Annotated in this window: 11 protein-coding genes; 9 read left to right on the plus strand and 2 right to left on the minus strand. The window is 48.7% G+C overall.

Annotated elements, in window-relative coordinates:
• The first annotated feature begins 310 nt into the window (after nt 1-310).
• The 6 genes from AC50YO_RS12085 (at nt 311) to AC50YO_RS12110 (ending at nt 6,661) form a co-directional block, all read left to right on the plus strand.
• The gene (locus AC50YO_RS12085) at nt 311-1,525 is read left to right on the plus strand and encodes an acetyl-CoA C-acyltransferase (protein ID WP_494847108.1); all 1,215 of its coding nucleotides are present in this window, start codon (nt 311-313) and stop codon (nt 1,523-1,525) included.
• Between the two features lie 23 nt (nt 1,526-1,548).
• Complete coding sequence (locus tag AC50YO_RS12090) at nt 1,549-3,342, plus strand: acyl-CoA dehydrogenase FadE (protein ID WP_494847109.1); 1,794 nt, start codon at nt 1,549-1,551, stop codon at nt 3,340-3,342.
• A 14-nt stretch (nt 3,343-3,356) separates the two neighbouring features.
• Nucleotides 3,357-5,501, plus strand: a complete 2,145-nt coding sequence (locus tag AC50YO_RS12095) for a long-chain-fatty-acid--CoA ligase (protein ID WP_494847111.1) — start codon at nt 3,357-3,359, stop codon at nt 5,499-5,501.
• A 6-nt stretch (nt 5,502-5,507) separates the two neighbouring features.
• Entirely contained in the window at nt 5,508-5,945 is a 438-nt protein-coding gene (locus AC50YO_RS12100; RefSeq protein ID WP_494847112.1) for a PaaI family thioesterase, read from the plus strand.
• A gap of 134 nt (nt 5,946-6,079) precedes the next feature.
• Nucleotides 6,080-6,283: a hypothetical protein gene (locus AC50YO_RS12105; RefSeq protein ID WP_494847113.1), complete on the plus strand. Its 204-nt coding sequence runs from the start codon at nt 6,080-6,082 to the stop codon at nt 6,281-6,283.
• A gap of 189 nt (nt 6,284-6,472) precedes the next feature.
• Nucleotides 6,473-6,661 (plus strand): hypothetical protein, encoded by a 189-nt coding sequence (locus AC50YO_RS12110; RefSeq protein ID WP_494847114.1) that lies wholly within the window; start codon nt 6,473-6,475, stop codon nt 6,659-6,661.
• Between the two features lie 145 nt (nt 6,662-6,806).
• Here AC50YO_RS12110 and AC50YO_RS12115 read toward each other — a convergent pair whose 3' ends face one another.
• A complete protein-coding gene (locus AC50YO_RS12115; RefSeq protein WP_494847116.1) occupies nt 6,807-7,685 on the minus strand; it encodes a cation diffusion facilitator family transporter in 879 nt (292 codons plus the stop codon).
• Nucleotides 7,686-7,932: 247 nt separating this feature from the next.
• Between AC50YO_RS12115 and map the strand changes: the two genes are divergently transcribed.
• The 3 genes from map (at nt 7,933) to AC50YO_RS12130 (ending at nt 11,488) form a co-directional block, all read left to right on the plus strand.
• Complete coding sequence (gene map, locus AC50YO_RS12120) at nt 7,933-8,679, plus strand: type I methionyl aminopeptidase (RefSeq protein WP_494847118.1); 747 nt, start codon at nt 7,933-7,935, stop codon at nt 8,677-8,679.
• Between the two features lie 140 nt (nt 8,680-8,819).
• A complete protein-coding gene (locus tag AC50YO_RS12125; RefSeq protein WP_494847119.1) occupies nt 8,820-9,713 on the plus strand; it encodes a sulfurtransferase in 894 nt (297 codons plus the stop codon).
• A 656-nt stretch (nt 9,714-10,369) separates the two neighbouring features.
• Nucleotides 10,370-11,488 carry a GTP pyrophosphokinase gene (locus AC50YO_RS12130; protein WP_494847120.1) on the plus strand — a complete coding sequence of 373 codons (1,119 nt, stop codon included), beginning with the start codon at nt 10,370-10,372 and terminating at the stop codon, nt 11,486-11,488.
• A 588-nt stretch (nt 11,489-12,076) separates the two neighbouring features.
• Here AC50YO_RS12130 and AC50YO_RS12135 read toward each other — a convergent pair.
• On the minus strand, nt 12,077-12,580 hold the full coding sequence (locus AC50YO_RS12135; protein ID WP_494847122.1) for a hypothetical protein: 504 nt from the start codon (nt 12,578-12,580) through the stop codon (nt 12,077-12,079).
• Nucleotides 12,581-12,662 lie beyond the last annotated feature (82 nt).

The raw sequence follows: 12,662 nt of genomic DNA on the forward strand, positions 1-12,662 counted from the left end.
AAGTGAGGCAATTGCTTAAAAGACGGAGTCTAGCCTCACAGAATTTGAAGATCTAACGAAATGTTTGGTGATGTGTGAGGCTAACTTCATAGCTGGGGAGGCTGGCTGCTCGAAGTGTGAGGCTAGCCTCATATAATGCGGCGGGTGGTCGGACGCCAGTGGAAATGAGTGAGGCTAGCCTCATCTAATAGTGAGTTATCCTCTTTCGTATCTCCCAAGCAAGATTGTCACAGGTGGCACATGAGTTGAGTAGCAGCACTCGGTATTTAAGCTGGTAGCTTCCGGCAGCACAAAAGGGAGGGAAAAATCTATGTCTATAGATTCAAGCAAGCGATTCGTGGAGGATGACCGCGATGCGGTTATTGTATCGGCGGTACGGACTGCGGTAGGCAAGGCGAAGCGAGGGAGCTTGGCAGAGACGAGGGCCGAGGATCTTGGGCGGGCAGTTCTGTGCGCAGCATTAGAGAGGGCACCCGGACTAAAGGTGGAAGAAATCGAAGATGTCATTATCGGATGTGCGATGCCTGAGGGCGAGCAAGGGCTGAACATGGCGAGGGTATTGTCGCTCTATGCGGGATTTCCCGTATCGACACCTGCGGTAACGATTAATCGGTTCTGTGCGTCAGGGCTGCAGGCAATAGCTTATGCGGCAGAACGAATTAGGCTGGGTGAAGCCGAGGTTATTGCTGCTGGCGGGGTGGAGAGCATGAGCCATGTGCCGATGACCGGCTTCAGGCTGTCCCCGCATCCCGGTATCGTAGATACGAGACCGAAAATCTATATGGGGATGGGCCATACGGCGGAGGAGGTGGCACGGCGCTTTCAAGTGACGAGGGCGGCACAGGACGCTTTTGCAGCAGCCAGTCACAAAAAAGCAGCAGATGCGATTGAAGCAGGCCGCTTCAAGGAAGAGATCGTTCCAATTACAGCCACTCGCTCGGGTGTGAATGATGCTGGACGGCCGTGGGAGAACACTTTCGTTTTCGACACGGATGAAGGGCTGCGAGCTGACACCACGCCTGAGACGTTGGCGCAGCTAAAGCCGTCCTTCGCTCGTGAAGGAACAGTCACGGCAGGGAATACCTCGCAGATGAGCGATGGCGCTGCAGCGGTTATAGTAATGAGCCGCGCTCGGGCAAGGCAGCTAGGGCTTCGCCCGCTAGCAGCCTTGCGCAGCTACAGCGTCGCGGGGGTGGCCCCCGAGGTCATGGGGATTGGACCGATTGAGGCGGTTCCGAAAGCATTGACCCGAGCAGGGATAGCTCTTGCTGATGTAGATATTTTTGAGATAAATGAAGCATTTGCTGCCCAGTGTATACCGATTATTGAACAGCTAGGCATCGATCCAGAGCGCGTGAATGTGAATGGGGGAGCGATCGCGCTTGGTCACCCATTAGGCTGTACGGGTACGAAGCTGTCAGTGTCGCTTATTCATGAGCTTCAGCGTCGCGGCGGCGGCATTGGTGTCGTAACGATGTGCGTAGGAGGCGGAATGGGAGCAGCGGGAGTATTCGAGGTTTACTAAGGCAAGGAAGGGAGCTGGCTTGCATGGCACAAAGCATTCGTTTTGGCGGAAGGTTTGTCGTAGAGGATGCACAGCCTTCGGAAACGGTAACCCCGGAGGATTTTACCGAGGAGCAACGGATGATGGCGGACGCTGCCAAGGGGTTTCTCGAAGGGGACGTTATTCCTCATGATGCACAGCTGGAAGGCTTGGATTATGACTTGACCGTTAAGCTGCTGCGGCAGGCAGGCGAGCTTGGCTTATTGGGTGCAGACGTGCCGGAGGCCTACGGGGGGCTTGGCCTGGATAAGGTGAGCACGACGCTGCTCGCAGAGACGCTATCCCGAGCTTCTTCCTTTGCTTTATCGGTTGGAGCACATACGGGGATCGGGACGCTGCCGATCGTATTCTTCGGCTCGACCGCGCAGAAGCGCAAATACTTGCCTAAGCTGGCAAGCGGTGAGCTGATTGCCGCCTATTGCCTGACGGAGCCCGCTTCTGGCTCGGATGCGCTTGGGGCGAAGACAACAGCGAAGCTGTCGAGTGATGGCAAGTATTATGTACTGAACGGCTCCAAGCTGTACATCACGAATGCAGGCTTTGCGGACGTATTCATTGTGTATGCCAAGGTAGACGGGCAAGCTTTTACCGCATTCATTGTGGAAAAGAATATGCCTGGCTTCAGCATTGGGCCAGAAGAGCACAAGATGGGGATCAAAGGCTCATCGACTTGCCCTTTATTTTTCGAGGATGTGGAGGTTCCAGTAGAGAATGTGCTTGGTCAGGTTGGAAAAGGGCATCGGATTGCTTTTAACATCCTGAATATTGGACGATTCAAGCTAGGGGCTGCATGTCTAGGCTCCTCAAAGGAAACGATTGAGCTCGCTGCCAAATATGCCAATACGAGAAAGCAATTCGGGCGTGCAATTGCCTCCTATCCCTTAATCGGTGCGAAGCTGGCGGATATGAATATTAGGACCTATGTGCTGGAAAGCATGGTATACCGGACGGCAGGCTGGATCGATGGAATGCTGAGCACGCCCGAGGTCGAGGATGAGGGTGATTCGGCGGATGCAGAAGCGCTGGCTGCAAAAGCAATCAGTGAATACGCGCTGGAATGTTCGATTGTAAAGGTGTTCGCATCGGAAGCTCTTGATTTCATCGCGGATGAAGGCGTCCAGATTCACGGCGGGTACGGCTATATTCGGGAATATAAAATCGAGCGAATCTATCGGGATTCACGAATTAATCGGATATTCGAAGGGACGAATGAGATTAATCGAATGCTTATTCCGAGTACTCTGCTGAAAAAAGCCATGAAAGGCGAGCTGCCGCTGATCGCCAAAGCGCAAGCTCTTCAAGCAGAGCTGGTTCTGCCTATGCCCTTGCCGGTATTTGATGCTCCACTTGCCAAAGAGGCCTACCGAGTGCAACAAGCCAAAAAAACATTTCTCGCCATTGGCGGTTTAGCTGTCCAAAAGCTTGGCGCAAATCTCGAGCAAGAGCAGGAGGTGCTATGTGCTCTCGCAGATGTCATGATCCAATTATTCGCAATGGAGAGTGCTCTGCTGCGTACCCAGAAGCGAATAGAAAGCAAGGAGGGTTCCTCTTCAAAGGCTGCGAATGCGATTCTAATGACTGAAGTTTTTGTTCAGGAGGCCATGGAGCGAATCGAATCGTATGCGAAGCGTACGCTGGTTGCATTGGAGCGAGGGGACGGACTGCAAATGCAGCTGTCTGTGCTCAAGAAGCTGATGCGTTCCCCGTTAATAGATACGATCGCAGCCAAAAGAGAGATCGCCGCGCGAGTTACGCAAGGTGAGCATTACATTGTGTAGGAGGGGGACGCCATATGGATCCGTCAAAACCGGAAGAACCGTTCGTACAAGGCGATGGGCAAAAACCAACCGAAGCCTTGCCTGCTGACTCTGCACCTGCACCTGAAGAGGAAAATGCACAGTCTGAGGAGCAAACAGTCTTCTCTATTGAAAAAGACCCCTCCTCAGCTGATGACTTGCCTGAATCGGACACGATCGTCTCAAATTGGTCGGAAGCGCCATCCGCTATTGCAGAGGAACCTCCAATAAACGAGGATTGGATAGCTGATTCTGAGCATGCTAGCACTGAAGCATCATCCGAGCTTATCGTAATAAATGATTTGGATGAACTCGAATCTGAGCCCGAGCCAGTCCCCGAACCTGAAACTGAACCCGAACCAGTATCAGAACCAGAACCAGTATCAGAACCAGAACCAGAACCAGAACGAGAACCGGAAAAGCAAGAGGTTAAGCTTACGAAGCCTTGGCTTGCGTACTACCCCGAAGAGGTTCCTGAGACACTGGATTATCCCAATCACGGTGTGGGCCAATTTTTGATCGCTGCAGCGGAAAAATTCCCTGGCCGGGAAGCGATTCACTTCCTAGGCAAGTCTGTGAGCTACCGCGAGCTGTATCAGGATGCTGTTCGGTTGGCTAACGGCCTGAGCTCGCTCGGAGTTGGCAAAGGCGACCGTGTAGCCATTATGCTGCCGAATTGCCCGCAAGCGGTAGCGTCTTATTTCGCTGTGCTTTTACTGGGTGCTATTGCCGTACAGACTAATCCGCTCTATGTCGAGCGTGAATTGGAGCATCAGCTCTCCGATAGTGGAGCTATGACAATCATTACAGTAGATCTGCTCTATTCACGTCTTGCGCGGGTAAGGGGCGAGGACCCCGAGGCAGGACCGCTGCCGCAGCTGCGCCATGTAATTGTAACGTCGATTAAAGACGGGCTCCCTTTTCCCAAAAACCTGCTTTACCCACTCAAGCAACGCAAAGAAGGCTTCAAGGCAGACATCCCCTATGGATACAAAGGGGTTATCGCCTATCGCCGTTTGCTCGCTGCCAGCTCCAAGCATCCCCTCACAGCCGAGATAAACGGAGAAGACCTGGCACTGCTTCAATATACAGGAGGCACGACGGGAACGCCTAAGGGCGTGATGCTGACACATCGCAACCTCGTCGCGAACACAATGCAGACATCTGCTTGGTGCTTCAAGGTGAAAGCAGGAGAGGAAAAATTTCTTGCTGCACTGCCCCTGTTTCATGTCTTCGGTTTGACGGTATTAATGAATATGGCTGTTTTGAATGCAGGCTCCCTTATTCTGCTGCCGAGATTCGAGACTGCGGCGGTGCTGCAGACGATCAGCAAGCAGAAGCCTACGATTTTTCCAGGCGCGCCTACTATGTATGTTGCCATAATTAATCATAAGGATGCACTGAGCAGTGATTTATCTTCTATTGAAGTTTGCATAAGCGGCTCAGCAGGCTTGCCTCTGGAGGTGCAGGATCAATTCGAGGCGCTGAGCGGCGGCCGATTAATTGAAGGCTTTGGGCTTACCGAGGCCTCCCCTGTCACACACGCCAATCCGATCTGGGGAAGACGCAAAATCGGCACCATCGGTCTTCCTTTTCCCGATACGGTTGCGGCAATCGTAGATCCGGATGGTCGGCTGCTTGCACCAGGAGCAATTGGTGAAGTTGTCATCCGCGGCCCGCAGGTGATGCGAGGCTATTGGAATCATCCTGAGGAAACTGCGTATACGTTAAGAGGGGGCTGGTTGCATACAGGCGATCTAGGGTTCATGGATGAAGAGGGCTATTTCACAATCGTCGATCGGATGAAGGACGTCATTATTGCAGGCGGCTTCAACATTTATCCGCGAGATGTGGAGGAAGTGCTGTTCGAGCATCCCGCTATCCGTGAAGCAGCGGTTGTCGGTGTGAAGGACCCTTATCGCGGTGAGACGGTTAAAGCCTTCATTGTATTCAAAGAAGGGGTTAGCGCTACACAGCAGCAGCTTGATCAATGGTGCAGGAAACGGCTCGCGGCGTATAAAGTTCCGCATTTGTATGAGTTCCGGGACACGCTTCCCAAGACCATGATCGGCAAGGTGCTCAGACGCAAGCTTATTGAAGAGGAGAAGGAGTCCAATAGCAAGCCTCGTGAAGGCGGGTGAGGAATCATGCCGGGTAACGATTGGCAGACCGAGCAGCTCGGATATATAGAAAGTCTGGCTCAGCAGGCAGAGTCGACTTTCTGGGGTGAACTGGGCTGTGAAATCATAAGTGTGCAAGCCGATAAGGTTAGCATTCGTCTGGAAGCTGGGCAGCGGCATATGAATCTGCTTCATATTGTTCATGGCGGCGTATTGATGTCTCTGATGGATAATGCGATGGGGCTGCTCGTTATACTTGCTTGTCGAGGTGAAAAGACGGTTACGGCCCATATGAATACACACTTTCTGGAGAGTGCGCAAGGCGGCGAGCTGACCTGTGAGGCGGAGCTGCTGCATCGGATCGGGAGGACGATCACCCTGCAAGCTTCTGTCCAAGATAGCGAAGGAAGACTCATTGCATGGGGAAGCGGGGCCTATCGGATCTTGTCGAAGGAGAGTAAATAAAAGTACTTTTAGCAGTTGTCGGGGCACTTCCAATTGGTTATAATACCCTATATATGGAATTTATGTTTGTTGGATTGAGTGTGAAATTTAATTCGCCTTAAACCGATAAAGTAAATAGGGATGGAGGCGTGGATATGGTAGACAACTGGGTGACCTTACTTTTGCTAGCGTTCGGGATTATAGTGGCTATTGTTGGCGTAGTCGCTTATTTACGAATGTTTAACAGAGAGAAAAGTATGTTGTCATCTCGCTCTACAGGAGATATCCCGCCTCCAATTGTACCGCCCGCGCCTGCTGACAGTCCAATCAACCACACTGACCAGATGCACAAGGATTAGGCAGTTCTAACATTTGTCTACTTTCGCATTTGATGCTTAAATGTTATAATAGTAAGAAAAATGCAAACATTGTGACTTATTGACCATGGAGATGCCTGCACCGATGGGGTTCTTGCGGAATAAGAGCCGTGTCCGTTCTCGGGATTTGTTGTTTAGGACGACCATCCAACGTATAGGGGAGGAGATTTCATGGCGAAGCATAGCCAGAATGAAGTCAAGGAAAGCCTGAAGGAACTTACGAGGATTTTTCAACCCAAGGACCCGCGCAAATTTGTTCGAGAATATATTCGGAAGTATCGGATTACCGGTGGCTATGAGGATGAATTGACGATTTTGGTTGAAGACGAGATGGGTAAGATCAACTCCTCGGTCGGATGAGTGCATGAATAAATGAATATTTGCTTTGCTCCTAACAGGCATGAAGGCGCAGAGCTTTTTTTGTGCCTATAAATAAACAAATAACCTCCGATTCCATCATGCTGATGGGGGCGGAGGTTATTTGTTTCACCTAGCTGCCTTGGAATCAAGGCGAGGCTACGAAGGGTTCTATATGAATGTGAACGTGAGTGATTCGATGCGATTCGTACATTATTTTCTCGACCTGCTCGGTAATATCGTGGCTTTCACTAACGGTAAGCTGATGGTCAACTCCGATCGTAACATCTACCAGCTTGTAGTTGCCATGGATTCGAGCCTTGATATCAATAATAGACATGACACCTGGACACTGGCGTATGGTCTTCTTGATGGTCTGCAATTCCTGAGGATCGAAGCCATCTGTGAGCGAGTGCGTAGCATCCCGGAATATTTGCCATGCGGTTATGCAAATAATGATACCAACAATAACGGCTGTTAAGGGGTCGAGCCACGGCAGGCCTAATTGTGAGCCAACGATCCCGATGAATGCGCCTATGCTGACGAAGGCGTCTGAGCGATTATCCTGTGCGGCAGCCATCATTGCTTGGCTATTGATGCGTTTGGCAAGACGTACGTTATATCTGTAGACGATATAAATCGCAATCGCACAAAATAAAGCGGTCCAAGCGGCAATCATATCTGGCGATTCGATAATAGGCGTTCTAAACTTCTGGAAGGATTGATACAACACCTGAAGGCCAACGGCGAACATAATAAATGAGGCAATTAGGGAAGCGATAGTCTCCGCACGATAATGTCCATAACGATGGTCCTTGTCAGGCGGCTTGCGGGAGATGCGTAATCCGATCAGAACAGCTATGGAAGCAATGATATCGGTGGAGTTATTCAGCCCGTCCGCAGATAGAGCTTCGGAGTTCATCGTGTAGCCGATGGTTAGCTTGATGGCAGCTAGAATGAGGTAGGCGATGATGCTTAACCAAGCGCCTTTTTCGCCTAGCTTGAGGTCGTTGTACGTTTCGTTCAAGGTTCTACACTTCACTTTCCTATTAGTCAACAGCTATCATACTAAACGAAAGCAGTGTGGGTCTAGAGAAACAGTGTTGTCGTTAACCTCAAAAACAGGCTTGGGCAAACTTTGTTGCCCCAGTCCAAATTTCCTTTAATGAAGGGTTGCCCCAAGCTGATGCAGGATTGTCGTAAAATTTACTATCCGTAATGCGTATGGATCTTCCTTTTCCTGAATAGTGTGACTATAAGGGGGGATGCCTGACATGGCGATGGGTTTGAAATCGAAGGAAGAGATTGCTTGTATTCGCAAAGCGGGACAAATTGTAGCGGATTGCCATCAAGCGATAGCCAAACGAATAGCTCCCGGCGTGACTACGCTTGAGATTGACCGGTTCGCAGAGCGCTTCATGCTGGAGCGAGGAGCGACTCCTGCCCAGAAGGGCTACAAGGGTTACCCGTTCGCCACCTGCGCATCCGTTAACGAGGTCGTATGCCACGGGTTCCCCAGTAGAGAGCCGCTCTCCTCTGGGGATATTGTCACGATTGATATGGTTGCAGACGTGGAAGGCTGGAAAGCAGACTCGGCTTGGACCTATGTGATCGGCATACCCTCGAAGGAGACGGGCAAGCTGCTTCGGGTGACGAAGCTGGCGCTGAGCAAGGGCATCGCAGAGGCGAAGGTGGGCAAGCGACTCGGAGATATTGGGCATGCGATCCAGATGTGTGCGGAGAAGGCCGGTTATCAGGTCATAACGAGCTTTGCAGGGCATGGAATTGGTCGGTTTATACATGAGCCTCCACAGGTCGATCACCGCGGAGCAGCAGGCGAAGGAGAGCTGCTGGAGGAAGGCATGGTCATTACGGTCGAACCCATTCTGACAACTGGTCAAGCGAATGTACACATCGGGTTAGACGGCTGGACGGCCCGTACGACAGACGGCAGCCTGTCCGCGCAGTTTGAACATACGGTTGCGATTACAAGAGAAGGTCCGATAATTTTGACGCGGTAAAGCCGCTTGGTGATAGGAAGGAAGATATGAAGGATGACAACTAGCCCTGCCTCTTGGCAGGGTTTTCGCGCTGTGGATGGAAGAAGTATAATAAGAGGATAGAAGAAATATAACGATGATGATTCGGCAAGAGGATAGGGATGGAAAATAACGCAGAGGAGATGGATGATATGATTAGCTTCATAAAGGCTAGTGAGTTGAAAGAGAAACTAGTGGATAGTAGGAAACGAGACTTTGTCCTCGCAGATTGCAGATTTTTGCTAAATGATCCGGCAGCAGGGGAAGCCGCTTACTTGGCAGGACATATTCCGAGTGCTTTCTATTTGGATCTGGAGCGTGATTTGTCTGGTCCTAAGCAGCCGGGCGGTGCTGGTGGTCGCCATCCATTGCCAGAAGCAGGTCAATTCGCGGACAAGCTCTCCTCTGTGGGGATTAGCAATACAACGACTGTGATTGCTTATGATGATCAGGGCGGTGCAATGGCTTCACGGTTGTTGTGGCTGTTGCAATGGCTTGGACATTCAGGAGAGAGTGTGATTGTTGCAGGCGGCTTCGCTGCATGGCAGGAGGCTGATGGGGCAATCTCTACAGAGGCGCCAGAGGTGAACGCAGAGAGGTTCGAACCGAAGGTGAACGAGTCGAGCGTAGTAGACGCTGCCTATGTACGAGAGCGTTTGGGCTCGGATAAGGTGACGCTTATTGATTCGCGTGAGGCTCCTCGCTATCGCGGTGAGGTGGAGCCAATTGATCCGGTAGCGGGTCATATTCCAGGCGCGGTTAACCGCTTCTGGAAGGATGGCTTGGAAGCGGACGGTACACTGAAGGATGCGGAAGCTCAGCGTGATCGCTTCCCTGGACTAGGGCAAGACGATGAGATCATCGTCTATTGCGGCTCTGGCGTTACGGCTACGCCGAACGTATTCGCGCTAGAGAAAGCAGGCTTTCGGAATGTAAAGCTGTATGCGGGTAGCTGGAGCGATTGGAGTTCGGTTGAGGGGAATCCGATTGCGGTGGGGGACGAGGAGAAAGCATAGGTAGACATATAGTATGCGTATCTTAAATACATCGCCAAGTGGGCCAAGTGTCTTGGGCGATGTATTTTTCATGCTCGAAGTCAACACGGAGTCAACGATTGCTATCTGTAAACACTTTTAGGAAATCCCGTACAAGCGCCTGTTTTATATACCTTCGATACATCGAATAGCACCGTTTGCGTACGTAAAGAAGGCTGGCAGTTACCGTATTAGAATGGGTTCCCGATTTTCTTTGCGTGCGGTGGCTACATGGAATTAATCAAGCCAAGTCAACAACTCAACAGCGAAAAGTGCTCATTCAACATGGAGTCAACAAAATGGTGTTTTAAGGTTATCCGAGCGTAAAGCAACCGTTTACCTGCTGTTGTTACCATTTGGACATGAATTGCTCCTTTCAAAGTGGATGCAAAAAGTCGCTAAAGACTGATTCATTCGACATAATTGTAAATTATAGGAATTTAAGAGACAAGGCATCTACATAGCACTTAAAGCAAGATCGTTAAAGGGAAAGGATAGCTCAATAATTTTACAAACCCTCTACATATGGAGTTATTTACGGAGTTCGTAAATAAGCAGTTAGCCGAAATGAATGTAGGTTGAAATAAACACAAAATATATTCTTATGGTATAATAATCCAAAAACAAGGGGTTAAAGAATGAAAAAAAATCTGGATGAAATAATGAATTGGTATGTTAAGCAAAGACCAGTCTATCAAAACCTCTCAAATAAAGTAGAATCTATTATCAGAGAAGTTCTTGATTCAACCAGCGTACCGTATTATACAATTAGCAGTAGAGCTAAAGAAATAGATAGCTTTATTAGTAAAGCATCAAAAGAAAAGTATAAGGATCCATTATTCGAAATAAAGGATTTCGCAGGCATTCGGATCATTACCTTTGTTAAGTCTGAAGTCTATGAATGTTCAGAAATCATAAAACCGTTATTTGATATCGATTTTGATCATAGTGTTGATAAGAGTAAAGAGCTTGGGGACAACAGAGTAGGGTATCGATCAGTACACTATGTAGCAAAGTTGACTCAAGAGAGATTAAACTTGCCTGAATATAATCTATTCAAAGATATGTATTTTGAAATTCAGATTAGAACAATACTTGAGCATGCTTGGGCTGATATATCTCACGATAGAAACTATAAATTTAATGGAGTCCTACCTCCAGAAAAAGACATTCAAAGGAGATTTTCTTTAGCTGCTGCAACTCTTGAACTTGTTGATAGAGAGTTTGACTCTATTTCCAAAGAAATTAGTCAATATGAAAAGCAAGTTGCACAAAAAACAAGCAGGTCAGAACTGGATATCGATATAAATACTACATCTTTAATTAACTTTCTATCGCATAGGTTTAGCAATTTTATTGAAGATTTTCAGCTTCAACCTGATTTAAATCAAAGTGATGAGATGATAATTTCTGAGCTTAATGCATACGGATTAAAATCACTTTCTGATTTAAATAATATAATCAATGAAAAACATCTCGATAATTATGTGAGATACACTACGAATTTTTTAGGGTTATTAAGAAACATCATGATAATTAATGATGCTGACAAGTATTTTGAGTATGCTTGGAATAATAATTGGCATGGAATACAAGAAGACTTTTTTAATTTCTTAAAGAGTCTGAACAATAATATCGAAAGCATATTAATACAATACAATGTACATGTATGGGATAAATATGACAATTTAGTCCTAGGTGACGAAGAAAATGATGAATATGATTTTGATGAAGACGATGATGAAGATATTGCATAGCAACATATTATTATGGTACTCGAGATTATAGATTTAAAAGTGTAACCTTAAAAAAAACTAGTAACTTCCGAGCCGCTGGCATCGGGCGGTCGGGTAGGCGTGGACGGCATATTCCTGTTTGTAGTCGAGGTTAGAGAATACATGCTCTTAGAGCCACCAAGCTCAGGGGGTATAAGAGGGTAAAGTTGGTTCAGGAGCAAAGTATAGAGGTTCGGCATCCACGGCGATCAGGCCACCAACAAAAGTTGGCGTAGGTCGGTTTCGACCCGCCCAGGGCAAGCAGGAGTGGCATTCAGGCTTGGTCGAGGAGTAGCAGTGTACGCCACGGCGTAAGCCGCTAGTCCTCGTGGGCAAAGGTACGACGCAAGAAGCGTAAAAAGCGTAAACTCTGAATACATGCCTTTGTGAAGCGATGTATGCTTGGATATATATATTTTTAGATATACATATTTATATTTACTCTTTTTACTCCTTTACGCGATCCTTTCTGGTGCGGTCTCTAGGGTATCTGTATGTTTTACGCTTCTTTACGCTCGTTTACTCTTAGCCGATGTATTCAGTTTGGTTGTGTCCTTTGTCAGCGCGGTTTCAGGCTATCTTGCTATTATTTATGCTTGGGGTAAGGGCGCTGTAGTCAAAGTCATTTGGTCGGCTTGCTGGCTTAAGTGATCTGCCGCCTGTGTGTTGCTGCTTGCTGTTTGCCGGTCCACTTGGTTGTCGTGGGGCTGTATTTTCTATTGTCTTAAGTTCTCTTTCGCTGGTCGGCAGCTTGAAGCTTCGCTCATGTTGGGGCTGGACCGTCATGCGCCGCTCACACCCCTTACTCTCCGAACTAATGACGCTGGCGTGCCAAAAGCTGAGCCTTTCGACCTCGCGGCGGAAACAACGTCTCATGATCGTCAGCTTCAACGACTCAATGAACCCAAGGGAATCCCGTTGCTCTGTACATGCCCAACGTCCCCACCTTGAAACCACGTCCAGCGCATAACCGACAGCTGGAGCGATTGGAGCTCTTATGCTGGAAATCCGGTTGCTACTGGCGACGAGGAGAAGGCTTAAGCGATAATATCGTATGCAAAGTTTTGAATGCATCGCCATGTGGGCTGAGGCCTTAGGCGATGTATTTTTTATGCCTCGAAGTCAATATAGAGTAAGCAAACGATCCTAGCAAATT

The sequence above is a fragment of the Paenibacillus sp. J22P59 genome, assembly GCF_059383895.1.

Excerpts from the sequence above, each read along its gene's own strand:
- AC50YO_RS12085 (WP_494847108.1), top strand. The coding sequence starts at position 311 with ATGTCTATAGATTCAAGCAAGCGATTCGTGGAGGATGACCGCGATGCG.
- AC50YO_RS12090 (WP_494847109.1), top strand. The coding sequence starts at position 1,549 with ATGGCACAAAGCATTCGTTTTGGCGGAAGGTTTGTCGTAGAGGATGCA.
- AC50YO_RS12095 (WP_494847111.1), top strand. The coding sequence starts at position 3,357 with ATGGATCCGTCAAAACCGGAAGAACCGTTCGTACAAGGCGATGGGCAA.
- AC50YO_RS12100 (WP_494847112.1), top strand. The coding sequence starts at position 5,508 with ATGCCGGGTAACGATTGGCAGACCGAGCAGCTCGGATATATAGAAAGT.
- AC50YO_RS12105 (WP_494847113.1), top strand. The coding sequence starts at position 6,080 with ATGGTAGACAACTGGGTGACCTTACTTTTGCTAGCGTTCGGGATTATA.
- AC50YO_RS12110 (WP_494847114.1), top strand. The coding sequence starts at position 6,473 with ATGGCGAAGCATAGCCAGAATGAAGTCAAGGAAAGCCTGAAGGAACTT.
- map (WP_494847118.1), top strand. The coding sequence starts at position 7,933 with ATGGCGATGGGTTTGAAATCGAAGGAAGAGATTGCTTGTATTCGCAAA.
- AC50YO_RS12125 (WP_494847119.1), top strand. The coding sequence starts at position 8,820 with ATGGAAAATAACGCAGAGGAGATGGATGATATGATTAGCTTCATAAAG.
- AC50YO_RS12130 (WP_494847120.1), top strand. The coding sequence starts at position 10,370 with ATGAAAAAAAATCTGGATGAAATAATGAATTGGTATGTTAAGCAAAGA.
- AC50YO_RS12135 (WP_494847122.1), bottom strand. The coding sequence starts at position 12,580 with ATGCATTCAAAACTTTGCATACGATATTATCGCTTAAGCCTTCTCCTC.